Below are 25,001 nucleotides of genomic sequence, written 5' to 3'. Positions count from 1 at the left end.
TTGCGATGGCTATTGTATCTGCCATGGAACCAGTAATCAGATCCTTAAACAATCACCTAACTGTCTTAACCAACTCCCTCTCTGCTATATGACTCCAGTTGAACTTGCTAGAAAAGGCTTTAAGGTGTTAGTCGATAACCTGGGTTATGTGGATTCCGTAAAATTTTTGAGACTCTTTGACCCAGGCCATGGAGATTATACCGCAGAGCGTCATCAATGGCTCGATGAAATGAGTATGGATGATATCCTCGCGGATATTCACCAGCGTCAAAAACAGTCTCTTTCCGATACTCAATCAGATTAAACTATAGGCGATCGCGATCCTCTCGAATTAACACCATGCTATCCCTCAAGCCAAACTCCTCTGGATTAACTCTAGGACGAGAGCGAATTCTGTGCAAAATATCGGACATCGACTCCATCTCAGGTACGGGTTCAGTTATAGTATGATTCGCATCCAAAGATTGTGCTAACACATGAATGACTGCCTCCTTCTCTCGGAGTAACTCTTCTAAATCTCTTGTCGAACAATTCCCACGCCTTATCCAAATCACCTTGGGTGGAAACCCTAATAAGATGCTTAGTTCGCTAAAATCTGCATCTTTAGTCACAATCAGATAATTATGTTGACCAGCATAATCCCAAACTTCGCGATCGGGCACAGAGGCTAATTCAAGCCTATCGACATGCATAGAATTAGGATAAATATCTGCCAGACGATCGACTAATCGAGGCGAGATATTTTGGTCAAATAACAACAGGATTATTCAACGCCTACCATCAATCGCTCCCGTTGAGCCGCAAAACTTAAACAAGCTAAAATATCCTCCTGGGTCAGATAAGGAAAATCCTCTAGTATCTCTTCATAGGTCATCCCAGAAGCAAGATATTCCAGGACATCATAAACCGTAATTCTCATGCCTCGAATACAGGGTTTCCCTCCCCGTTTCCCCGGTTCAATGGTGATGCGGTTTGCAAGGTTTGCTGGTAACATAAGGGTTTGGCTCACTATACAGCCGTATCGTCTCCTGAGAGATCTTAGCCTAGATTGGGGAGCGATCGCATCCAAAAACAACGTTAAGGATATTGTTGGCATGGAATTTAAATCATATTGTGGTCTTACTCCTGCTCACCCTATCCGCTGACTTCCATGATATTGCGCTTAACAACTCGCTTGAGCAACTGGTCTCTCTATAGCTTCACTTTACTCGGACTGCTGACCGATAGAAGTCCAACCCTGGGTCAAATGCACCCTACCCCTCCCCTGAACCTTCCCCAAAACCTCCAGTTGACTATTGATGGAGTCAGTTCCTTAAGAAATCCCCATCTTTACGATCAAATTCTCACCATTGAGTCAACCCAAACCTTCACCGATCCAAGTCAATGGATTACGGTTGGTTGTTCTGGAGATGAGGGCAATGTTTTTGTAGTCAAAGGACGGGGAGGATTACCGGAAGATCCAACCCAAACCTTAAGTCCATCGACCCTTTGGTCAGATTTACGATTTCATTTGCCCGCAGAAAATCCACCCAATCCCGATGATTCTCGAACGTCTTTTCAACGACCTCAACCCATTTTAGAAGCCCAACGATGGATCGTGAATCACCATGGCAATATAGAATTAGTTGCTGATTCACTCTCTCCTCCGGCTCAATTGGGTATATCTTCCCAGCCTTGTCAATAGAAGATTAGAGGAAAAAGAAATGGTTAGATTTTGGAGTCGAAATAAACTATTTCAGGGCTATAACGGTTGGGTACGCTTCCTGGCGATCGCCCTGGCTGTGGCTCTGCTCGTTATCATAGGAGTGCCAGCACTGGGGGAACAGCCGCCGAGGATAGGGTTGGCAACGACCGAGACGACTGATTTAATCGAGCAGGGTTGTCAATTGTATGAACGACAACAGTATGAAGAGGCGATCGCCGTTTGGCAAGAGGCTCTGAACCAATCTGAGCATAACGGTGAAAGTGCGAACCAAGCCATTGCCCTCAATTATCTTTCCCTCGCCGATCAAGGTTTGGGCAACTGGGAGAGTGCCACAACTCGGATTGATAATGCCCTGAAACTCTTAGAGCAATTCCCTTCAGAATCTCGTATTCTTGCCCAAGTTCTCAATACCCAAGGGCAACTGTATCACAGTCAGGGACAATTTGAAGCGGCCCTATCTGCTTGGGAAAATGCAGAACACGCCTATCGCCAAGCAGGAGATGCAGAAGGAGTCATCGGTAGCCAACTCAATCAAGCTTCAGTTTTGCAACATTTAGGGCTGAATGGGCGATCGCAAGAACGTCTCCATTCTCTCCTCCAACGCCTAGAAAATCAACCGAATAGCCTCCTGAAAGTACAAGCATTGAGAATGTTGGGGGTCAGTTTGCATTTCAGCGCTCAGTGGCGAAATGCAAAACAATTACTCGAAGAGAGCTTTAATCAAAGCCAGAATCTTAACTCTCCTTCTGAAACCGCTCAAAGCTTATTGAGTCTGGGGAATCTGGCCAAAGATCTCAACCATCCCCAAATGGCACTAGACTATTATCAACAGGCGATCGCCAGAACTCAAGATCATCTCCTGCTCAAAGTCCAAGCAACCGCGAATCTGCTGCGGCTTCATATCCAACAACAAGCTTTTGCTGAAGCCCTAGAACTGATCCCACCCTTGAAAGCGGATCTTGCCCAACTGCCCCTCAGCCACAGCAGCATTCACGCTACCCTCAACGTTGCCGAAAGCCTTTGGAGACTATTTGACCTTCAACCGCAATCTGACCCCACGCTTCTCGAAACTGCTACCCAACTAACGACCCAGGCTAGACAACAGAGTATTACCCTCAAAGACCCTAGAGCGCAAGCTTGGGCAACTTTGCAACTGGGCAAATTCTCTGCCGAAAAGGAAGACTGGGAGAGTGCCCTAGAACTAACCCACGAAGCCCTCTTTATGGCGCAAAACATAGGTGCGGCTGACTTACAAGCGCGAGCCAATTGGCAACACGGACAACTCCTGGTTCAACAAGAAGATCGCGACTCTGCCCTGGTTGCCTATCGCTCCGCAGTTGATAGCCTAGAATCGATTCGGGGTGAGGTAGTAGCGACAAACCCAGAACTTCAATTCTCCTTTACGGAAGATATCGATCCACTCTATCGAGGATTAATTGGTCTGTTGCTCCAAGGGGATGAAGATAGCGAACTCGAGCTGAAGAATGTACAAGAAGCCCGTGACATGCTCGAATCTCTGCAACTGGCAGAATTAGATTATTTTTTCCGTGAAGCGTGTCGAGCGAATCGACCGAAGCCCATTGGTGAAATTGACCCGAAAGCAGCCGTTATTTATCCTATTATTTTACCCGATCGCCTGGAAGTCATTCTCACTCTTCCTGGTAATATCCAGCAACACTACTCTACCTCCATTCCCCAACCAGAATTAGAGGAGCATTTACACCAAATGCGTCAAGCTCTGCATCCTGCTTATGGCAATTTAAAACGGCTTAAGCTTTATCAACAGGCTTACCATTGGCTGATTCAACCTGCAGAGAGTGCCTTAAAACAACATAAGATTGAAACCTTGGTGTTTGTTCTTGATAGCCAGTTGCAAAATCTGCCCATGGCTGCGCTCCATAATGGAGATCACTATTTAATTGAAGATTATGCGATCGCGCTGACGAAAAGCTTGAAACTGATCCAATCTCCGCCTCTAGAGCCAAACCAGTTAAAAGCCCTCACTGCTGGACTCAGTGAAGCTCGCCAGGGATTTCGCTCACTTCCCGGTGTTGCTTCAGAAGTGGAACAAATTGGTCATGAGATTAATACTCGTGTGTTGCTCGATCGGACATTTACGGCTGAGGAACTGAAAAAAGCAATTCAGGATACTCCCTTTCCCATCGTTCATTTAGCCACGCATGGTCAGTTTAGCAGCGATGCAGAAGAGACGTTTATCTTAACCTGGGATAGTCAGATTAATGTTCGAGAACTCGATACGTTGGTCAAGTCGCGATCGCAACCGTTGCAAAACCCCATTGAATTACTCGTACTGAGTGCGTGCAAAACAGCACAAGGAGATGAGCGGGCAATTTTAGGATTAGCAGGGGTTGCCTTGCGATCGGGGGCTAGAAGTACTCTGGCTACCTTATGGGCTGTCCGCGATCGATCCACTGCTGAGTTTATGGTTCATTTTTACCAACATTTAAATCAACCGGGAATGAGTAAAGCCAAGGCCCTCCAACAAGCTCAAATTAACCTATTGCATAGCGAATATCATCATCCCATCTACTGGGCACCTTTCGTAATGGTCGGCAATTGGATTTAAATCTATGATCCTCTAACTCAATTGAGAAACAGTCAGAAAAATTCCTCTAAATTTCCCTTAGAAAGTGGATTTTTGCTGCCCTTCCTAAGGTGTTTTGAACGATAAAAACATGCTACATAAAATGCGAAAACCACTCTTTTTTCTCTTCAAGAAAATACTGAAATCGTAAGCATCTTGAATTAACTCGTGTGCTATTTCCAAAAATAAAAATACCGAATCCAAATCGGGTATATTCTCCATATTTAAGGGACTAGAAAACGCTCCTAGTTTGTATTAAACCCCCAAAATTTTTCCGATCGTTAAAGTAAGCATAATATCCCATTAACCTTAACCCCTTAATTTCTTAGACAAGGAATTAACTTTAGGAGCATTAACTCGTGGGACTCATGAATGGGACGGTTAACAATGACATTATTATCGGAACTCCACAGAATGATGGTATTAATCTGCTAGCTGGCAACGATCTAGGGTTCGGATTAGACGGTAATGACTTCATTTCTGGTGATGAAGGCATTGATATTTTAGTGGGGAATCGAGGAGACGACACCTTAATCGGGGGAGCAGGCAATGACTTCCTCTTTGGCGGCCAAAATAGCGATGTTCTCTTCGGTGCAAGCGGAAATGATAGCCTAATTGGGAACCGAGGCAATGACCAACTCAACGGCAATACTGGCGATGATGCAGTCTACGGCGGACAAGGGAATGATGTGGTTCGGGGCGGTCAAGGAAACGATGCAGTCTTTGGTGATATTGGTAACGATGTTCTATACGGCGATTTAGGCAACAACAGCTTAACGGGAGGGGCAGGTCAAGATATCTTTGTTGTTGGCGTTGGCGTACAAACTCTGATTGATTTTAGCAATGGTTCAGACCGAATTGGGTTAGCCAGTGGAGTATCGTTTAGCAACTTAACTATTGCTCAAGGAAGCGGAACCAGTACCGTTATTCGTGATACTAGCGGACAAATTATCGCCACTATTCAAGGCGTAAATGCTGACCAAATTGACAGCAGCGACTTCACCACCAGCACTACCCCTATTCCTGTTCCTTCTCCAGCTCCAACCCCTATCATCACTCCCAGTCCTAGTCCTTCTCCGACTCCGACCCCTGGGCCAGTGGGAGGCCCGGTGACCTTTACCTTACAACTGTTGCACACAGCAGACCAAGAAGCGGGTTTACCGGCTATTGAGGATGCTGTAAACTTCTCAGCCGTCCTCAATGCTCTCGCCGACGACTTCCCCAACACCCTCAAACTCACGTCTGGAGATCTCTATATTCCCGGGCCCTTCTTTAGCACCAGTGCTGAAATTTACCGAGATGGCAATGGAGATGGTCAAGGAGGAATTGGAGATATCCTGATTAATAACGCTCTCGGCTTCCAGGCTGCTGCACTCGGAAACCATGAATTTGATTTTGGCCCTGGTACGGTACAAACCCTCGTCCAAGCCGACAACACCATTACCACAGGTGCAGGTATAGGAGCCAATGGATACCTGGGGACACAGTTCCCCTACTTGAGTAGCAACTTGGACTTCAGTACTGAAGCCACTCTCAGTGGTTTAGTCGTTTCCTCAGCCCAAGCTCCCCAACCCAATAGCATCAGTAAAAGCGTCGTGCTCAACGTCGGTGGAGAGCGCATTGGAGTCGTCGGTGCAACCACCCCCACCCTCGGCACTATCTCTTCTCCCGGAGGCGTTGGTGTTAACCCAGCTAACGCTAATGATATCAACGCTCTGGCTGCCATTATTCAACAAAGCGTTGATGAATTAGTTGCACAAGGCATTAACAAAATTGTCCTACTGGCTCACATGCAGCAGATTAGTATTGAAGAACAACTGGCTGGTTTGCTCAATAACGTTGATATTGTTATGGCTGGTGGCTCTAACACCATTCTTGCCAATGCTGACGATCCCCTGCGTGCTGGAGATACCAGTGCCGGAGTCTATCCCAAGCCATTTACTTCTCCTAGTGGTGAGCCAGTTTATGTGATTAACACCGATGGGAATTATCGTTATGTAGGTCGTTTAGTTGCTGGGTTTGATGCCAACGGAATTATCAGCCAAGTGCTGGATGAAAGTGGTGCGTATGCAACGGATGCAGCAGGAGTGAACCGAGTTTATGGTAGAACGGTCAATCCTCAAGATGTGGCTGACCCCACTGTAGTGGCGGTCACTCAGGCGATCAATGGCATTGCCACAGCTAAAGACAGTAACCTTTTTGGTAATACGAGTGTTTTCTTAGAAGGACGGCGCTCTCAAGTCCGGACAGAAGAAACGAACCTAGGCAGTTTAACGGCTGATGCCAACTTAATTGTCGCTCGCCAAACTGACCCCACGGTAGTGGCTTCTCTGAAAAATGGGGGAGGCATTCGCGATAATATCGGACAAGCGATTATTCCCCCAGGAGGAACTGGAGGATTAGAATTTTCTCCTCCTCCTGCTAATCCCCTCGCCAATAAGCAAGAAGGGGATGTCTCCCAACTCGATATCGAGAATACCTTACGGTTTAACAATAGTCTGACCATTGTTCCTCTAACCGCAACACAACTCAAAGAAATCGCCGAACATGGAGTTTCTGATACTGCACCAGGAAATACTCCCGGACGGTTTCCCCAAATTTCTGGCATGGCGTTTAGTTTCGATGCCTCTCAAGCTGTCAACAGTCGAGTCCGCTCTCTCGCCATTAAAGATGACCAGGGGAATACAGTGGATGTAGTTGTCGAAAATGGCAGCATTGTGGGAGACGCTAGCCGCACTATTAAGGTGGCGACTCTTGGTTTCCTGGCGGGTGGAGGCGATGGCTATCCTTTCCCTCAAGGCAATCAAACTCCCTTACCTGAAGCCACCACAGGCAACGCTACCTTCACCACAGATAACCGGGAACAAGATGCCTTAGCAGAGCATTTAGCGGCCAACTATGACACCACTTCCTTCAATACTGCTGAAACTCCTGCTTCTGGAGATACCCGGATTCAAGATATCGCAAGAGTTGCTGCTGATACGGTTCTCAATGGAACCAGTATCGGCATTGCTGGAGATGGGAACAATACGATTAACGGCGATGCGAATGCCAATGTGTTGGTCGGTCACTCTGGTGTGGATAATATCACCGGCAATGGAGGCAACGATATCATTGCTGGTGGCTTAGGCAATGATAATCTCACCGGAAGTGGTGGTGATGATGTCTTCGTGTTTGCGACTCCTGGAGATGGCAGTGATACCATTACTGATTTTGGTAACGGTTCCGATACCATCCGCGTCTTTGCTTCTAAATTTACGGGACTGACTGCTGGTGCGACTCCCACGCTAACCCTGTCTGGAACCCCTGTGGGAACGACGGCTCAGTTCCTTTACACTGGCGGAGTTCTCAGTTTCGATTCTGATGGTACGGGGGCAACGGCAGCGCAGACTCTAGCAACGCTAACGGGTTCTCCAGCTTTAGCAGCGAGTCAAATTGTAGTTCTGTAAGAGGGCACTATTCAACTCTATAATCTTGCGATCGCGGCCAGGAGCTGACTGGGTTCAGGCTCTTAAGGATAGAGATCACCCCCATGGACTGATCTCTATCCTCTTTTTCTGTAATTTACTTCACCTATTTCTACCTATTGAGTCACTTAATAAACGGACATCAGACACTTCTAATCGTGATAAGTTTCACATCAAAAAAATATCTGCATCACTCCTTTTTCTAGGAAAAATAGCGATGATAAAAGTGTCGAGAGGGAAATACCTCACTACTACTCTAGGAGTTCATCAATGTCTGCTGTATCTACCATTAAATCCACCTTGATCACTTCGGCTGTTATCCTTACTTCGGGTGTTTTATTTAATCCTAATACGGCACAAGCGGCGGCACTCAAGGGAAGTTTCCAAATCAATAATGCTGACACGACAATCAACTTAAATAATAAAGGGATTGATTTCACGAATGAGTTAACCGATCCCCTAGGGGAAGTTGGAATCACGTCTGCAACTGGAAGCTTTGAGGACTTTGGTAGTGCTTTTATTAAAGATATCAACTTCTCTGAGAGCAGCATCGAAAACTTTCTAGATTTAAGTGCGGGTGCACCTGGAAGTAATAGTGCTGATGGGATCTCTACCTTTGATTTAACCAGTCATTCGGGATTACAAGTTAGTCAAACTGTTTCTGGTATTCTAGGTATCAACTTCGGGTTTTCTGGACTTTTCACCAGTGACGATAATCAAACTTCCTTGGGAACAGGAGTTCTCACCTTCCAGTTGGCTGAAGCTGGGATTACTGTTGAAAGTTTTCAACGTCGGTTAGAGGACGGCGAAACTTTTGCGGGCATTACCTTCTCTGGCGCTGCATTTACCGCTCAACCTGTTCCGGAATCTTCCACTACAGTTGGATTACTGGCAGTGGCAGGAATGGCTTCCTTCATGCTCCGCAAGCGGTTAGCCTAAAGTCTATGTTCTGATTTCCTGAACTGATATAAGTTTGTTAAGTTTGCTCCTTTCTGTGTTGTGTGCCCTGCTTTTAGCAGGGTTTTTTATTGATTCAATGATGCAATGGATTAGAGTGCATAGATATCTCGTCCTCGTCCCAAGGCATAGCGTAGGGAGTGAGGTAAGTCTTTGCTCGATTGGGTTAAGAACAGCAATAAACCTAAAATGAGAATGAAGGTAATACAGATAAAGATGCTTTGATAGGAAAAGGCTTGGGCAATCATGCCAGCGATGGGTCCAGCGAGGGCAATTCCTAGATCAAAACCTCCTAAACACAGACCAAATAAGCGCCCTCGTTCATGGGGATAGGCGCGATCAGCGACAATGGCGGAAGTGGTGGGAATTAAGAGACCAAAACCGGCTCCTTCGATGCACCCAGAAAGTAAAAAGAGCCAGGTTGTATCGGCGAAGGTGAGCATAAACATGGAGATCCCGTAGAGGGAGATGCTGAGGGTGATAAAGATACCTCGGCCGATGCGATCGCTCAAAGGGCCAGCTACCAAACGAATGCCGAAACTGGTAATTGCAGCGGCGGTAAAAAACAATCCAGCATTAAAGTTGACTCCGGTTTCCTGAATTAAGAGGGAAATAAAGGCAGTCATGGCTCCAAACGCTAGACCCACATGCAAAAGAACCAGACTTAAAATCCGAATTCGGGGACTCAGGAGTAAGCGCCATAATCCAGGTTGAATAGCCGTTGAAGAGTCTGTTTTGTGTGAATCATCGGTTCGCTTGTTTTCTTGGACTTGAGTCATAATTAAAAAGGCCAGGAATCCAAAGCTACCAGTTAATATAAACAGATACTCATTACCAAAGGCTTGCTGTACAAATCCCCCTAAAGCTGGGCCAAAGGACACACCAACCGGATTAATCAAGCTCATGTAACCCAGAACTTCACCCCGATTTTTAGGGGGGGTCAGATCGGTCACCAGAGCAATATATCCGGTGGTAAAAGCGGCTAAACTAATGCCATGGAAACTCCGCACCATCATCAGGGAGGGAACAGAGTGTACTAAGAGATAACAGAGGGGAGCCAGACCACAAACGGCTGTACCAATGAGGATCACTCGTTTACGACTGTGGCTATCGGCGATCGCTCCAATATAAGGCCGAGCTAATAATAGACCAATGGCAAAAGCTCCCATGACAAAGCCTAATTGTTGATCCGCTATCCCTAGCGATCGCAGATAAAGCGGTAAAGTAGGCAACAAAGAGCCGATACTTGACCAAAACAGCAAACCCGCTGCAAACATCAACAGCAGGTTTCTTCGTTCACTGGCGCTCAGGGTTAGAAAGACCTTCATATATTCCCCTAGGATCAACCCTTCTTAGTATAATCATGGAGTCCCTATCCTGGGGGGAAAAGAAAAAAACAGGGCAATCATGCCCTGGGAGTGAAGATGGAGTTGGAAACGATGGAAACTACAAAATCTTGTTAGACAACTTGGCGAGAAACTAGCTTTTCTAAATCAGCTTGCGTTTCTTGAAGGAGCTGTTCGCGACTATCAGCAGCATGTTTATAGTTGGGGAGGAGATTACGAGCTTGTAGCGCCATGTGAAGCTGGAGATGGGCCACGTACTCACTGAAGTCTTCACGATGCAAAGAGTTTTGGGTTAGGTTCCGCTCTGAAGTCAAGGTGTTCTCCTGCCGTTATGCTCTTAGGGTTTGCCAACACGATAGAGCCTACCATGGCTTGATTTTTACAGTGAACCTTTTGCAATGAAGCTTAACGATCGCCGCCAAGTTTCGTTACAAACTGTAATGCTAGATCTCAGGGACAACCTCAACAAACCCTTACAGCACTTTTCGATGTTATATAGTGACATACTCCCGACGCTCTACCTTTCAGGTAGAGCACGGGCTTCTCCATCTAGTCTTGAAAACTAGACTTCGCGTTTTTTAGTGAGGCGATACCCAACCCCACTTTTTTAATCAAAACCCCAGAATTGACATCCCTTGGCATTGAAGCCTGACAATAGAGGTAATTGTGCCAATGGTCTGACAATTTTTTAGGAACTCGATTGAGACAAATCGCACAATGTTGAGACGTTCCAGAAGGATTAACTTTCACAACTTTCCGCCCAGCTTTTGCGGCTGAGTGCAGAAGGATATTGTCTAGGAATCGACTTATCCCAGCATCGGCGAAACTTTTATTCAATCCCGATTTTGCTGATTGTCCATTGGGAAGATATGTCTCATCTTCAGCTTTCTTGGGCTTGTTTTTCCGAGACAGATTGGCGATTTTCAGATCTTCCATAAAGATCACTTGATAAAGCGATCAAAAACCAATTTTACTCTTTTCACCATGTCCTGAAGGACTTGAGAGTGAACTTCTTTATACTCAGGCTTTTCTTTCTTCAGGTTGACTAGATCTCTTTTTTGAGCATAATATTCAGGATTGAGTGACTGTTCTGATTATAGAATAGAGTCATCATGAAAGACGACTTTATCTCAAGTGGCAGAGCGGTTTCTGACCTTAAAGCCCATTTAGTGCTGACAACCCAAGTTCATTGCCAATTTGAAGTCAGTCTCTAGTCGGAAGCTTAGATCTGAGTGTGCCGAAAAGATTGGTCAGTTTTACAGAAAGTCTGTTTTGTGGAATGAATCTTATTTTATTGCTAGTTGCGGAGGGGCGACTATTTCAACTTTGAAACGATATATTGAACAACAAGGTCAGAACAAAGATGGAGAAGGACGGGGCATCGTAGACGCGAAGCAGCTTCTCGAAGAGTACCCCTTCCTTCTCCCGTCTCTCATCCCGACGCTCTGCCTTCGGTAGAGCGCGGGGCTTCCTGCCGTCATGCTAACCGAAATTCTCCTTGAGAGTGCCTTCCCATGAAAAGCGTGAAGAATGGTCACTATAGTGTGAAAAATGGTTTTCCGATTACCCATTACAGCGCTTTGTGCAGTAATTATGGCCTTCACTTTCATAGGGGTGGGGCAAGTTCACAGAATTAATGGTGAGTTTCTCAGGGGGGTGACAACAGGCTTGAATCTAAGCTACGCTTGGCTTTGAGCATTTAGGATGTCAAAAAAAAGCCAGAGATTTTTTGGGCAAGTAACCCTCTAACCTGATGCTATGGTTATGAGATCGCGAGCTTTCAGTTGAAGTTTTCAGCAAAATACCACCGAAAAAGGTGGCTATAGCGAATTTTGAGCTGCCTTGTCACCCCTTGAGAAAGGTGAGTTTCCTCGTTCCCCGCGTCTTCGCTTCCCCATGCCCCTACACCCACACCTTACCGATGTATACGAGTCAACACTTCGGTAATCTGACGATCTTGGACGACAAAGGCTTCAAATGTGCCTCTAGGATTACTGGTAATAAAGGGAAAAGGACTACGTTTGTGCGATCCGACAAACACATCAATCTGATTACCCTTAATGGCACTGCCTACATCTGCCGCAAAGAAATAGCCATCATGGAGAATCATCTCTCCATTGGGAAGTTGGATCTGCTGTCCTCTGGCCGCAGGAATATAAATGACAGAGCCTAACGGAATTCGTTGGCGATCGACTGCTATAGTCCGATAAGGGACTAAACGATATCCACCAGCCCCATCTCCATGGGGGCCACGAGCCAAACCAAAACGTACTCGCCCTGTCTTTCGTAGGGTTGCAGGGGAAAGACTCTTAAAATAGGCGGAACAATCCATTTGTACCGTCTGCCCTCGACCAGCAAAATTATAAGTGGTTAATCGTCCCCATCGGTCTTGGACTTGAACTGTACCTTGGAGGGCAGCATAGCACCAATCTCGATGAGAAAGATAGGCTAGAGGGCGACCGGATGGATCGAGCAGAGGATAACCGTTTGTGATTTCTTGTGCTTGATAAATATGGTAATAGGTAGACCACAAAGATACAGCGCGGCCAGTAGTCGGGTGGACGGAAGGGTTGAGAGTCACCCAATCTGAGCTAGAGAAAGAAGATTGAGCTGCATATCGCTCCGATGAATGGGTAAACTGGGGGCTACTCCAGGCTGGACGCATCAAGTTGGAGGTACAAGCTAAGGTGACAGCTAAAGTCAGAGGGGTCAGTTTACGAATCATATTCATGAGGGATGGACTAAGACGGCTGATGTGAAGATTCTACGGTAACTCAAGGTTGGATTCCGGGCGATCGCCAGCAGTTCTCACAGGAAAGAAAATCCTTTATTAAAATATCTTAATTTTTCCTACAAAGTAACTCCAAAAATATCAATAAATCACAATCTTTACACAACCTAAGTTTTTTCGTTCATACTCAAAAAGACTTCAGGCTCCTCAGTCCCTTCATTACCGATTAATTTATCAGGCTTAGATCCATGAAAGTTAAAATGATTTTACCGGCTTTAACCGAAGCCCTTAGTCCCCATTGGCGGCCGATTAAATATTCCCTATTTCCCCCTTTAGGTTTGGCCACAATTGCCTCATTTTTTAGTCCAGAAGATGAGATTGATTTACAGGATGAGCATGTGGAAACCTTAAATTTAGACGATCGGCCAGATTTAGTCATTATTCAAGTGTATATCACTTCGGCTTATCGAGCTTATGAATTAGCCGATCGCTATCGTCAAAAAGGGACGTATATTGCTTTAGGAGGATTGCACGTCACGGCCTTACCTGAAGAAGCACAAGAGTATGCCGATACAATATTTTTGGGGCCAGGAGAGGATACTTGGCCGCGTTTTTTAGCCGATTTTCGGGCCGGTCATCCCCAAAAGAGATATGTTTCTCAAGAACGAGATTTACTGAGCGCTCCTCCCCTTCGTCGAAATTTAATTAAGCGCCATTTATATCTAGTTCCCAATTCTATTGTAGTTTCTAGAGGTTGTCCTCATCATTGTGATTTCTGTTATAAAGATGCGTTTTTCCAAGGAGGTAAATCGTTCTATACTCAATCGGTCGATCAGGCATTAGCAGAGATTGAACGGTTACCTGGACGTTATTTATTTTTTCTAGACGATCATTTGTTTGGCAATGCCAAATTTGCCAGGGATTTATTTACTGGTATGCTGGGCATGAATCGCATTTGGCAAGCAGCAGGAACGATTCAGGCTGTCTTACAACCCCATCTGTTGGAATTGGCGGTTGAAAGTGGTTTGAGAAGTTTATTTATCGGGTTTGAAACCTTAAATGCTAATAATTTACGCCAACAGCATAAATATCATAACTTAAATCGGGATTATACGGCTGCCATTCGGCGCTTACAGGATTTGGGAGTGATGATTAATGGCAGTTTTGTCTTTGGGATGGATGAGGATGATGAGAGTGTTTTTGAGACGACGGTAGAGTGGGCTATTTCCCAGGGGATTGAAACGGCAACTTTTCATATTCTTACTCCTTATCCTGGTACACCGCTCTATGAACGAATGCTGAAAGAAGGACGAATTTTGACCCAAAATTGGGATAGGTATGATACTCGTCATGTGGTCTTCCAACCGGCAAAAATGAGTCCAGAAACCTTGGAAGCCGGTTATTGGCAAGCCTATAAGGACTTTTATCGGTGGAGTGCAATTTGGCAAGGAGCAGCAACCAAAACCAGTCTAAATCACCGCCTACGCCATTTAGTGTATGCTGGCAGTTGGAAAAAACTAGAACCGTTCTGGGATTGGGTGATTCGAGGTCACCAATTGGCGAAAATGATGCCGATTTTAGAATCGGTTTTACAAGGTTTCGATCGCGTTTCTACGCCTTGGAAGAGTCTCCATACTCAAGAATTCGAGAAATCGGCACAGTTCAGAACTTGATAGAGCCTCAAGCTATAGCAATTTTCTCTTCTGGAGAAGTACAGCTTGAAGTCTTAGACCTTATGCAAGCTATTGGCTACTGCCAACTCCCCACTCCCGATAGTGCCGTTTCACAGTCGGCTGCAATTTGAGCTTTGAGAGCATCAAGGGAGGCAAATTTTTGTTCTGGACGGAGGAAGGATTCAAGTTCAACATGCAGGGTTTGATCGTATAAGTCTCCTGACCAATTCAAGAGGTGAACTTCGAGGGTTGGTTGCACCCCATCCACGGTGGGTCTGTTGCCGAGGTTCATCACTCCCATCACGGGTTGAGTCTCTGTCCAGAGGGGGTTATAAACGCGGACGCTGTAGACTCCGAAGCGAGGTAAGAATTTTTGGGGAGGAACGTTGAGGTTGGCGGTGGGAAATCCGAGGGTACGGCCGAGTTGTTGTCCTTTGATCACTGTACCCTGAAGTTGGTAGGGCCTCCCAAGAAGCCGTTTGACTTGCAAGAGGTCACCATCAGTTAAGGCTAATCGGATTTGGGAACTGCTGATACGTCCTTCTTGGCAGTTTTGCAGAGGTGTAATAATCACTTTAATACCCCATTGAGTGGCGATCGCCGTTAAGTCCTCCACACTTCCGCGACGCTGATAGCCAAATCGAAAGTCTTCCCCAACACTAATGATCTTGGCTTGCAGAGATTCGACCAGAATTTGGCTGACAAATTCTTGAGGACCAAGATGAGCAAGCTGTTGGTTAAAGGGAACAATCACCAATTGATCCACCCCCATCTGATGCAGATAAGCTGCTTTTTCCTCTGGGGGGGTGAGCAGTAACTTTTTTTCTCCTGTTAAGACTTCTTGGGGATGGGGGAAAAAGGTGATCACGCTGGAATAGAGGTCACGGCCAAAGTGCCCAGAACCGGCAATAGGTTGAATCACTTGTTGATGTCCCCGGTGAACTCCGTCAAAGTTGCCCAGGGCGATCGCCGTTGGCTTTAGAGCCGTTATCGGGGAAGCAATAGACCACACGCTTTACATTTCGCAATATGAAACATCCCTCTCATCGTAACAGGGAAATCTGATCAAAACTAATCAGAGTTCTCAGTTTCTGGGGGATCGGAGGCAGGAGCAATCAAAGTTAAGGATAATCCTTCCCTAGCCATCAAGCTATCGGGGAAGGCTTGGGCTACATCTTCACCAACCTTATCCAGAAATTCATCATTATGAAGGGGGTCGTGATGAAAGATGACTAATTTCTTCACATTGGCAGCTTTAGCCACCTTGACCGCTTCTTGCCAAGTGGAATGGCCCCAACCCACTTTACTAGTCTTGGGATGATTATATTCAGCATCAGTATAAGTGGCATCATAAATCATCACATCGGCATCTTGAGCTAAGAACAAAACATTCTCATCCATGCGATCCGGGTAATGTTCTGTATCACTGACATAGGCCGCTGTATGCCCTTCCCAACTGACGCGATACCCGACTGCTTCCCCTGGATGATTCAGAGGGGCATTTTCAATAATCACATCATTGAACTTAATCGGTTTGTTGACCTGTATGTCGTTAAATACCAAGGTCGATCCCATCACTTTCAGGGGGACGGGAAAATTGGGGTGTAGCATTTGGTTATTTAAACGGTTCTCGATCGTTTCTCCATTGGGAGCAATGCAACCATATATATTAAACGTATTACCAGGAATAAATGCTGGGGTAAAAAAGGGAAAGCCTTGAATATGATCCCAATGGGAGTGAGTAAAGAATAAATGAGCATCAATGGGCATATGCCTTAAGAGATATTGGCCTAATACCCGTAATCCTGTACCCCCATCAAAGATTAGACGATGACCGCCAACGCGCATTTCAATACAAGACGTATTGCCGCCATAGCGAACCGTTTCAGGGCCGGGGCAGGGAATTGAACCACGAACGCCCCAAAAATGAACCGTGAATTGTTGTTGTGTCAGAGACATAAGAGTTTACCGGATTCCACAACCTTTGAGCTAATGTACCACCTGCATGTTTTTCACTAGGGTAACCTGAGATGTGATGTTTCGGCTCTGGCCAAACCTGAGTCGATCAGAAAGGGTTCAATCAAGATCGTTGGCTGTACCGAAGACAGGGTAGGGTAGATGCAGCCTTTGATGGTTCAGATTTTCTAAGCCTGAAGAGCAAGTCAAGTTATAGTGTAAGGGAGTAATTGTAATATAGTTTTTGCGAATCGCTTGCACATCTGTGAGCAGGGGAGAAGCTGAAGAGCTTTGAGAAGGGGGATCTAGCACATCTTCAGTTAGTTCTCCAGCCAGCCAATAGTAAGTTTTTCCTCTGGGATCGATGCGTTTTTCAAACATTTCTTCATAGCGACGAGTCCCTTGACGGGTAATGGCGACTCCGGTAATCGCCTCAGCTTTGACCGGAGGAATGTTGACATTGAGCAACAGAGGAGCAAAGGGTTCGTTCTGTTTTAGAGCAGTGACTAAGGATTCGGCAAAGTTGGCGGCTACGCTGAAGTCTTGCATGGTATAACTGGTCAAACTGAAGGCGATCGCCGGGATTTTTTCGATTAATCCTTCCATCGCAGCGGAAACGGTTCCTGAATAGAGAATATCAGTCCCCAAGTTCGCTCCATGATTAATTCCAGATAGGACATAATCGGGTTTTTCCGGCAGTAAGGCTGCCAGAGCCAATTTAACACAATCCGAGGGTGTGCCAGAACAAGCCCAGGCTTTTACTCTCGGATCGAAGACGGAATCAATTTCTTCTGCACGGATAGGTTTATGTAAGGTGAGACCATGGCCGGTAGCAGACCGTTCCCGGTCTGGACAAACCACGCTCACCTGGTGGCCCGCTTTGGCTAACGTATTAGCTAAAGTGCGAATCCCTTGGGCAAAGATGCCATCATCATTACTGACTAGGAGTTTCATTCAAACAGTTCGTCAAAAAAGAGTTTCATCGCGACAAACGAACGGCGGGCACTGTCTGGATTATAGGCCGATCCTTTAGAGGGATCATTGCCCGCTTTAGGGTTAGTAAAGCTGTGAACTGTACCGCCGTAGGCAATTAGTTGCCAGTCTACTCCAGCTTGACGCATTTCTTCTTGGAATGCAGCTACTTCTTCGGGGGGAACGGCAGGATCGTCTGCACCATGTAAGACGAGAACTTTGGCTTGAATCTGTTTGGCATCTTCTGGGTTCGGGGTATCGAGTCCACCATGGAAGCTGACGACTCCCGATACTTCTGCTCCACTGCGAGCGAGTTCTAGAACGGTTGTACCGCCGAAACAGTAGCCAATGGCGGCGGTTTGTTTGGAGTTGGTGAGGCGATGTCGTTTGAGATAGGCTAAACCGGCTTGGGCGCGATCGCGCAATAATTGACGATTAGAACGATAATAGGTGGCCTGTTCCCTGGCTTCATCTGTAGTTTCTGGGCGAATCCCTAACCCGTAAATATCAGCAGCAAACGCTACATATCCCATTTCTGCCAGTTTTTCGGCTTGTTGTTTTTCAAACTCTCCTAAGCCTTTCCAAGCATGGATAATTAACACTCCCGGTCGTTGATTATTATTAGACCGGTCATAGGCTAGATACCCTTCTAGAACGGCATCGCCTTGTTGATATTCCACGACTTCTGTTTGAATATCTGTTACCATCGGACTTTGCGCTTGTCCTAAAGTAATGCCTCCTAAAAGCAAGGCACTGGTACACACTAAGGCCAGCAAGAGGGCGTAGAGTTGTTTTCGTAGTTTGTTCATAGGGGAACTTGTTTTAAAGGGAGGCTGCTTTATTTTAGACAGGAAATGCCAAAACACAAGCGATCGCCTATAATCCCTCATTGAAAAGAGCTATTGCCTAGCGCTAGGCAATAGCTTGCATTACTTAGAGTTTGAGGCTTCAAGCTGTACTTCCTAGACGAGAGAATCGCTAACGATCTACTCATTTGCTTGAAAAAGGTTAGTGAACACCTATAGAGTCCTAGTTACCTTTAGAGGACTCATAGGGTGAATGGGTATTGATAAACCCCCTAATTGCGTCCCGAACTGGAACACCTCGCTTATTCTTATAATAGACTTCACCACACTCAAGATAACATTCGGCCGCTTCAATGAGGTTTGGACAACTTTCCGGATTGTCGATATCTTCGCTGATTTCTGTATATTCATTCTTCTGTTTGAGAATGTATTGATTATAGGGCTTATCCAGCAATGGCCGTAAGCGACCCGGTCGTTTGTCACCTTGGAAGTGATTATTAAGATCGAAATCTAAACGGAGAATGTCTCCCCCTACACTATCAAGGATTTGTTCGCAGATGACTTCTGAGTTTTGCGATCCAGGATTCAGGAACATATCGGCTAAATGCCTAGCCCAACCCAGCAATCCCCATGTTTTGATTTCTTCATAGTTGTAGGGACAAGTTGTATCCCCTGTACCAATGGAGAGGACAGCAATATCCTTCAATTGTAATCCATTCTGTTTTTCGATTAATAGAGCATGGGCGATCGCGATTAACGTCGGATTATTAGCGGAGACCCCACCATCGATATGAGGCAAGCTTTCTTCATCGTTATAAGGCAGTTCGTAGGGAGGGAAAAAGGTCGGAGCTGATGCTGAAGCGGTGCAAATCTTCCAGAGATCGATATTGTCGTACCAGGCTCCAGAGTCACTAGGATTATTGGCAAACCAGGTGGTATTACGAGAATACACATCATAAGCTGGAATCAGAATATAAGGCTTCACGATCTGGCTAATCTTCGGAGAACCTAACTCTGGGTGAATTAATTTTTTCTGCAATATTTTTGTCAAGCCTTGCTCGCCCTGTTCGTGGGGATATAACATATTGCTGCCCATAGCTTGACTTAATACTCGCCATTTACGCTGTTTGCGAACCGAGTCGAGGAAAATATTCTTTCCGTCTTCGAGGTAGACATCAATCATCTCTTGCGCCTTCATCTGACAAGCAATTGCGGCAGTGAGAATTGAGCCAGTCGATGTACCGGTAACTAAGTCAAAGTATTCGTGTAACTCTTGTCCTTTAGTCTCTCTTATTACCGTTTCTACTTCTTGCAGCAGTCGTGCGGATAACACTCCGCGAATACCACCGCCATCTAAACTTAGAATTTTGAAGGTCATGGTTGTCTTCTTCCAATAACAAGTTACTTAAAGATCCTTGATGTATCCAGTCCTGTATGATTTGAGTGAGAAAATCTTCAATCCACATCTAAACATTTTAAATGTGGATTGACTGTCAGATTAGTTTTTTAGAGTGCAAAGCGGGGAGCTATAGGAGCAAAATGGGGAGTGGGAGGAGGGGACAACTCACAATTTGAACACCCGGAACCGTAAAAAAAAGATCCTCCTGGATAGTCTCTAGAACAGTCTTCCTTAGTGTCAGCTTGTATTGGAAGTTTCATTTTGTTCTCCTAATTATTTAGATAATTACACTTCAACTTGTCATTCAATGATGGCAGGAAGCTAACAATGATTAGCAAATTGATTGCAATATGTGGTCTAGATTAGACCACAGGCAGACAAGCAACGCGCTCTGGAAAATCCAGCAAAAAGATGACATCCGCAATCAATGGGTTCTGAAAATTGTGCCGGTTCGTTGCAATTGGGTTTAGAACCGCGCGCGAATTTATATTGTTGTCGCAACTTTCCTTGACTGTCTTTATGAGAGACTAATACTAAGTCAAGATGGAAAATTTCAGCTCGGTTAACCGGTAGAGACTGATGGGGAGTTTTCATGTGATTTTCCTGCAATAAATTTCTAACCTGAGTTCGCATTCAGTAGCGTTTGAGCAACACAAAACTAGACATCTGTCGCCAAGTTTCCCAATCTTCTGGCGTTTGTAATTGGGCGAGTAAGGATGGGGGGAGGATTTCTCGGTGCAAGTGCTGCCCTTCTTCCAGAAGCGATCGCGATTCCACAGCTCTCCAACCATATGGCTCGAAGAACTCCGTGCCTGCTGCTGGTGCAAATTGCAACGTGGCTTGGCTCGAATCCGCAGCACCATTTATGCTGTTTTGGAAATAGCGCAACGCATGGGGCGAGGCTAAATCTGTTAGCCACCACTCAAAGGGAGACTGAGCATAAAGGTCGGTTGCCAGTGCTGCTACTTGCTCTGGAGTCAGATAAATCAGTAATCCTTCGGTTAGTACTAGTGCCTGTTTTGCGACCAGACCAACCGCTCGGAAGAATCTCTGCCGACTGACTGCGTCCGTCACATCCAAAGCAATGGACTCGAGTAAACATCTCGGTTGTATTGCAGCCAATTTTTTGACTTTGTAATTGAGGAGAACTGGTTCATCACAGTCGCTCCAAGACAGAGTAGCGGACAAAGGCAGCCGATAAGGTCTGGTATCGAGTCCTGCACCCAGGTTCAGTACGGTATCGACCTTTCCGGCTGCGATTATTTGTAGAATCAACTCATCCATGACAGCAGTACGGACAGCACAGCCCGATGCTCCTGTTGTTCCTCCGGGCATTACCTGGACTAGGGTTTGACCTCGCTCCCCAGCTAAAATTTGGGCGTAGGGATCTTGGAAGAGGGCATCTGGGCGATCGCTTTCCAGAGCACGATAGGCAGCAGTCAACAAGGCCGTATCGGACAGAGATGCAACAGGTAAAGAAGTCAGAGTCATCGTGTTGTGAAAGTAATGGCAGTTCTGGGGCAGTTTGAGGAATGCTCGATGGTTGCTAGCAAAACAACCACCGAGCAAGCTATCGTTATCCTCCTCTGCATCTCATTGCGATCGAGATGAGGTTGCCATCCGCATTAACCTCATCTCAATTGCGGGACTTTAGATCAGTGAGCCTAGAAGTGGACCAACAACCGGAGCTACAGTTTTGACAGCGCCAAGAACGTCATCCATAATACCGCTGGCTTCAACAGTACCTTGTCCGGAAATGGCAGATGCATTCAGATTCAGGGGACGTTCTACGGGAGCAACTTGTTTGGGGGTATTCATGATTTTTCCTCGTTATCTATCGCGAGAGAGTTTACTTTGTTCTCCTTGTTCGGTAGTTCTCTGTGACTGCCGAACAAGGCATTGTCTTACAGCCGTCGAGTTAGGAATTAAGCAGTTGGTTTGCCATACCTACGACCTGGGGACCATATTTTTTGATACCATCCCAGATTTCGTGGAAGAAACTGGCTTCAACACCGTCTTGGCCGGCAATAGCAGATACATTCAGACTGCGCTCTACGGGAGCAACTTGTTTGGGCGTTTTCATGATTTTTTCTCCTGATTTTGTTGATGGTTTACTTGGGTTGGTGCCGATCGCATCTTGCTAGGAACGCGGGACGTGACCGGCAAGCATGGGAACTTGCATGAATGGTTCTCCTTTAAATTGATAGTGATGTTGGTATGGTTGCTCTCAAAGAGAGTTCTAAAAGGCTGCCATGCAGATATTCCTGGCTAAACCTTTGAGTTTGTAACAGCTCTGATAGTTAGAACTATTGATTCCCGAACGCTGCAACCAAGCAGCACTGATATTAAGATTGCGAATAACCGGTTGGGTTTGTTTGGGTAGGTTCTTCATCTTGATTCTTTGGAGTGCGATACTAATTGAGTAGAAACGTAAAATAGGCTTAAGAAGCAATAGACCAGCTCCGCATCTCGCCAATGGTGACTGGCATGGTATCGCTGACATCTACGGTGAATCGAAATACCTTTTTTGCTCGGCGATCGTTCTCAGGATCAAAAAACTTCAGTTTCACGTCCCAACAATCGGAATCCATCCGACAGAAGGGGCTTTTTTCGGTCTCAATGTGATCGAGTTGCATTCCTTTACCAGTCGCTTCAGTTAAGGCTTGTGCAGCTTGGAATGCATTGGTGGCGGCAAAATTGAGTGCCCGTTCCTGGGAGGTTTGACCTAAATTGCGAAATTCGTAGTACATCCGCTGCAAAAATTCTTTCAGAGATGCTCGCGTAGCCTCTTCCTGTTCGTCAGCCTCAGACTCGGAAGCATCAGCTTTAGCAGCTTCAACAGCGAGATTGACTAACTGATTGACATTCCACTCATACATTCCGCGAATTTCTGGAGCAATGACAGGAACGACTTGCCCAGAGAATAGTCTGACGCTCTTACCTGTTAACACTCCTGGAACCGAAATTCTGGAAACGTATTCGGGAGCATCTTCCGCCTCGATCTGCCCCTTGAGTGCAGAAATCAGTTGCTCATAAACCTGAGCGGTATACGCACCCGTAGGTTCGATCGCATAAATTGGGGTGAGTTCTAGGTTTAAGGTCCAAATAAGCGATTTAGATTCATAAGGGTTTTGTTCCAAATAATCGGCCATCTGACTGACTACAAAGGGGTTGGCGGGAAAAGGTGGATCTCCCTCAACCATAGGCATCAACTGCTTGAAGCTATCTCGACGAGCCTCAGTACCAAAGTCGTAACTCACTGTACCTGTGACATAAACGATGGATTTTGCGCTGCTACCGTTACAACCACAGTCCTCAGAAGGAACTACGTTGCTGGGGGTGACGGACGGAGTTGCCAGTTGACTTGGAGTTACAGTCATTGGATTTTCTACATTTTCTAAAGGATGGATAGGTTCGGAAACAGCTTCAGAGGGCGTGACTTCTGCCACAGCTATATCGGTGCTGGTTTCAGCCGATATTTGCTCGTTCGCTTCGCTGGGATTCCCTATGGGTTCTGGTAAGTTTTCTATAGACAATTTGTTGGTTCCTCCTTGGGTAATCAGGGCATAAGCTTTAAGAAGATCGAGCCTTCCAGCTAGGAAGCGATCGCAATTTGAAATCGCTTCCGACTGGCAAGGCACGGCGCTTTGGAGAATGGCATCGCGGACGGATTGGGGGTCGGGTTGCTGGCCTTGCTCGAGCTGTATGCTCAAGAGCAGAGCTACTATTCCAGAGATGATGGGAGTGGCAAAGCTGGTGCCGCTTTTGGTTGTCGTTCCTCCCCCCGGCTCGGCACCCAAGATATCTTCGCCAGGGGCAAGGATGCCTTGGGTTTGGTAAGCCTCTCCCCAATTGCTGAAATCGAAGGGCAAGCCTTCGGCATTCATTGCACCGACGGCGAGAACTCCAGGCAATGCAGCGGGAACGTGGAGACAGGAGCATCCATCATTTCCGGCGGCTGCCACAATGAGCACCCCACTGTCGTGGCAAGATTGCACGGCTTTAGCCAGCATGGGGTCGGCAGCATTGGCTTCAGCCAGTTGACCGCCACTAATGTTGATAACCCGAGTGCCTTGGGCAACGGCTTGATTGATTTGCCGGGCTAGATCGAGTTGGGAAAGCAAGCCAGGATTGCGATCGGAAAACACCGGCAAAATTAAGCCGCGACAACCGGGAGCAATGCCAGAAACCGGACTACCATGCTGACCGAAAATGACGCTGGCAATGTGGGTTCCGTGACCCGACATTATGCCGGTGCTGGCGGTTTCTACATTGGAGTGGGTTTCCAGGTTTGCGCCATCAAAACAGGGATGAGATCGGTCTACAGGACCGTCAAGAATGGCGACACAGATTTCAGGGTTGCCTTTGGTTTGAGACCACACGGTTTTCAGTCCGGGTAATGCTGAAATATTGGTAACATCTGTCTGTAGATCGGTCATTCTTAAGCCTCTTCCTCGTACGATCGCGATCGATGTTTGGGTTGATTTTGAATCAGAGAGAATCTAATTCATTCTCTTTGGTTGTTTTCTGTTAATTCAACGTTCGGTTCGAGCTGATTTTGAATTTTTTGATTTATGAGTTTTGTGCAATTATTTTGAGACAAAAAAGGGCAATCTCCCCTATTGCCCCCTATACTATTGGTGAAGAGAAAAGGAATTTTCTTAGTCTTATAGAGCTTGCAAATAAAAATGGTACTGACTGCCATCATGTAAGAGTTCCATGTTGGCAAAATCGCTATTGGGTGGAGTATCTTCCAAAGTTAATTCCTTATACGAGCCACCATAGCCATACTCGTATTTGCTACCATTCCAGGCACCTTGATAGAATGCGCTATTACTTCCCAGCTTAAATGCATAGATTCGATAAGTGTCGCCATCATTTAACATGGACCATCGAGACCAGTCAGTATCATGGGGAAATCCCGATACTGGATGGGCGGCAGCATAAGCATAGGCCTTTCCATCCCAAATAAACTCATACAGTTTAGTCGGGTTGCCCAGTTGTCGGAAGTAGAGGCGGTAATTGTTTTCTCCATACAGCATTGAGAAGCTATTGGTATCTGCATCTTCCGGAATGTTGGTTATGGTTAACTCGGGTTCTGAATCATGACCGTATTCATATTCGCGACCAGTCCATCCAAATTGATAGAGTTTATCCTGGCTACTCCCTTGGAAACAGTACAGTCGATAGGTCTCTCCATCATGGAGCATTGCCCAACGTCGCAAATTAGCATCCGCAGGTACTTTGGTAATGGATAAGTTTGCACTATCATCCTGTAAAAACTTATAGGAAGTAGTGCCAGAAACATAGACAGCTTGGTTAATAGAAGTCATGAATACTTTCCTTGCTTCTTTGTGATTGTGTTCTGTCTAACTAACGTTTTC

At 46.1% G+C, this 25,001-nt stretch carries 23 protein-coding genes and 2 pseudogenes; 7 read left to right on the top strand and 18 right to left on the bottom strand.

All coding sequences use genetic code 11. The annotated features are described in order from the left end of the window. Positions 1 to 88: 88 nt before the first annotated feature. Entirely contained in the window at positions 89 to 304 is a 216-nt protein-coding gene (locus tag J7529_RS14550; RefSeq protein ID WP_318729564.1) for a hypothetical protein, read from the top strand. A 1-nt stretch (position 305) separates the two neighbouring features. Here J7529_RS14550 and J7529_RS14545 read toward each other — a convergent pair whose 3' ends face one another. Next, complete coding sequence (locus J7529_RS14545; RefSeq protein WP_318729563.1) at positions 306 to 758, bottom strand: DUF5615 family PIN-like protein; 453 nt, start codon at positions 756 to 758, stop codon at positions 306 to 308. Between the two features lie 5 nt (positions 759 to 763). Then, positions 764 to 994, bottom strand: coding sequence for a DUF433 domain-containing protein (locus J7529_RS14540; protein ID WP_271943384.1), 231 nt, complete (start codon positions 992 to 994; stop codon positions 764 to 766). 156 nt (positions 995 to 1,150) lie between these two features. On the opposite strand from J7529_RS14540, the gene J7529_RS14535 reads away from it, so the two are divergent. From J7529_RS14535 to J7529_RS14520, 4 genes are all read left to right on the top strand, one after another. Continuing rightward, positions 1,151 to 1,684 (top strand): hypothetical protein, encoded by a 534-nt coding sequence (locus tag J7529_RS14535; protein ID WP_318729562.1) that lies wholly within the window; start codon positions 1,151 to 1,153, stop codon positions 1,682 to 1,684. Between the two features lie 19 nt (positions 1,685 to 1,703). After that, positions 1,704 to 4,292: a CHAT domain-containing protein gene (locus J7529_RS14530; protein ID WP_318729561.1), complete on the top strand. Its 2,589-nt coding sequence runs from the start codon at positions 1,704 to 1,706 to the stop codon at positions 4,290 to 4,292. A gap of 386 nt (positions 4,293 to 4,678) precedes the next feature. After that, complete coding sequence (locus tag J7529_RS14525; protein ID WP_318729573.1) at positions 4,679 to 7,759, top strand: 5'-nucleotidase C-terminal domain-containing protein; 3,081 nt, start codon at positions 4,679 to 4,681, stop codon at positions 7,757 to 7,759. A 288-nt stretch (positions 7,760 to 8,047) separates the two neighbouring features. Then, entirely contained in the window at positions 8,048 to 8,716 is a 669-nt protein-coding gene (locus J7529_RS14520; protein WP_318729560.1) for a PEP-CTERM sorting domain-containing protein, read from the top strand. Positions 8,717 to 8,826: 110 nt separating this feature from the next. Here J7529_RS14520 and J7529_RS14515 read toward each other — a convergent pair whose 3' ends face one another. From J7529_RS14515 to J7529_RS14505, 3 genes and pseudogenes are all read right to left on the bottom strand, one after another. Continuing rightward, positions 8,827 to 10,062: an MFS transporter gene (locus J7529_RS14515; RefSeq protein WP_271943399.1), complete on the bottom strand. Its 1,236-nt coding sequence runs from the start codon at positions 10,060 to 10,062 to the stop codon at positions 8,827 to 8,829. A gap of 131 nt (positions 10,063 to 10,193) precedes the next feature. Further along, a complete protein-coding gene (locus J7529_RS14510) occupies positions 10,194 to 10,394 on the bottom strand; it encodes a hypothetical protein (protein ID WP_271943402.1) in 201 nt (66 codons plus the stop codon). Positions 10,395 to 10,629: 235 nt separating this feature from the next. Continuing rightward, positions 10,630 to 11,025, bottom strand: a pseudogene (locus J7529_RS14505) (zinc ribbon domain-containing protein); the annotation flags it as partial. A gap of 167 nt (positions 11,026 to 11,192) precedes the next feature. On the opposite strand from J7529_RS14505, the pseudogene J7529_RS14500 reads away from it, so the two are divergent. Then, positions 11,193 to 11,538: pseudogene (locus J7529_RS14500) on the top strand (transposase). A gap of 457 nt (positions 11,539 to 11,995) precedes the next feature. On the opposite strand, the gene J7529_RS14495 reads toward J7529_RS14500, so the two are convergent. Continuing rightward, positions 11,996 to 12,811: a 3D domain-containing protein gene (locus J7529_RS14495; protein WP_318729558.1), complete on the bottom strand. Its 816-nt coding sequence runs from the start codon at positions 12,809 to 12,811 to the stop codon at positions 11,996 to 11,998. A gap of 248 nt (positions 12,812 to 13,059) precedes the next feature. Here J7529_RS14495 and J7529_RS14490 point away from each other — a divergent pair, with 248 nt between their 5' ends. Then, entirely contained in the window at positions 13,060 to 14,484 is a 1,425-nt protein-coding gene (locus tag J7529_RS14490) for a B12-binding domain-containing radical SAM protein (protein WP_318729556.1), read from the top strand. Between the two features lie 76 nt (positions 14,485 to 14,560). Here J7529_RS14490 and J7529_RS14485 read toward each other — a convergent pair whose 3' ends face one another. From J7529_RS14485 to J7529_RS14430, 12 genes are all read right to left on the bottom strand, one after another. Continuing rightward, positions 14,561 to 15,496, bottom strand: a complete 936-nt coding sequence (locus J7529_RS14485) for a bifunctional riboflavin kinase/FAD synthetase (RefSeq protein ID WP_318729555.1) — start codon at positions 15,494 to 15,496, stop codon at positions 14,561 to 14,563. 59 nt (positions 15,497 to 15,555) lie between these two features. After that, on the bottom strand, positions 15,556 to 16,443 hold the full coding sequence (locus J7529_RS14480) for an MBL fold metallo-hydrolase (protein WP_318729554.1): 888 nt from the start codon (positions 16,441 to 16,443) through the stop codon (positions 15,556 to 15,558). 117 nt (positions 16,444 to 16,560) lie between these two features. Beyond that, a complete protein-coding gene (gene surE / locus J7529_RS14475) occupies positions 16,561 to 17,394 on the bottom strand; it encodes a 5'/3'-nucleotidase SurE (RefSeq protein WP_271943421.1) in 834 nt (277 codons plus the stop codon). After that, positions 17,391 to 18,221, bottom strand: coding sequence for a dienelactone hydrolase family protein (locus tag J7529_RS14470; protein ID WP_271943424.1), 831 nt, complete (start codon positions 18,219 to 18,221; stop codon positions 17,391 to 17,393). Before J7529_RS14470 ends, surE begins: the two co-directional genes overlap by 4 nt. 220 nt (positions 18,222 to 18,441) lie before the next feature. Next, positions 18,442 to 19,596 carry a patatin-like phospholipase family protein gene (locus J7529_RS14465; protein WP_318729552.1) on the bottom strand — a complete coding sequence of 385 codons (1,155 nt, stop codon included), beginning with the start codon at positions 19,594 to 19,596 and terminating at the stop codon, positions 18,442 to 18,444. Positions 19,597 to 19,974: 378 nt separating this feature from the next. Continuing rightward, positions 19,975 to 20,211 carry a hypothetical protein gene (locus J7529_RS14460; protein WP_271943430.1) on the bottom strand — a complete coding sequence of 79 codons (237 nt, stop codon included), beginning with the start codon at positions 20,209 to 20,211 and terminating at the stop codon, positions 19,975 to 19,977. Between the two features lie 39 nt (positions 20,212 to 20,250). Further along, positions 20,251 to 21,108 carry an SAM-dependent methyltransferase gene (locus tag J7529_RS14455; RefSeq protein WP_318729551.1) on the bottom strand — a complete coding sequence of 286 codons (858 nt, stop codon included), beginning with the start codon at positions 21,106 to 21,108 and terminating at the stop codon, positions 20,251 to 20,253. Between the two features lie 159 nt (positions 21,109 to 21,267). Then, a complete protein-coding gene (locus J7529_RS14450) occupies positions 21,268 to 21,435 on the bottom strand; it encodes a hypothetical protein (protein WP_318729550.1) in 168 nt (55 codons plus the stop codon). Between the two features lie 100 nt (positions 21,436 to 21,535). Next, entirely contained in the window at positions 21,536 to 21,700 is a 165-nt protein-coding gene (locus J7529_RS14445; RefSeq protein ID WP_318729549.1) for a hypothetical protein, read from the bottom strand. 156 nt (positions 21,701 to 21,856) lie between these two features. Further along, positions 21,857 to 22,009: a hypothetical protein gene (locus J7529_RS14440; protein WP_318729548.1), complete on the bottom strand. Its 153-nt coding sequence runs from the start codon at positions 22,007 to 22,009 to the stop codon at positions 21,857 to 21,859. A gap of 49 nt (positions 22,010 to 22,058) precedes the next feature. Beyond that, complete coding sequence (locus tag J7529_RS14435) at positions 22,059 to 24,056, bottom strand: PatA/PatG family cyanobactin maturation protease (RefSeq protein ID WP_318729546.1); 1,998 nt, start codon at positions 24,054 to 24,056, stop codon at positions 22,059 to 22,061. 228 nt (positions 24,057 to 24,284) lie between these two features. Continuing rightward, complete coding sequence (locus J7529_RS14430; RefSeq protein WP_318729545.1) at positions 24,285 to 24,950, bottom strand: hypothetical protein; 666 nt, start codon at positions 24,948 to 24,950, stop codon at positions 24,285 to 24,287. Between the last annotated feature and the right edge of the window lie 51 nt (positions 24,951 to 25,001).

Source organism: Roseofilum sp. Guam (assembly GCF_017746735.1).
Taxonomy (GTDB): Bacteria; Cyanobacteriota; Cyanobacteriia; order Cyanobacteriales; family Desertifilaceae; genus Roseofilum; species Roseofilum reptotaenium.
Note: the sequence above shows the minus strand (reverse complement) of the source record. Positions and strands in the feature narration are given on the sequence as shown.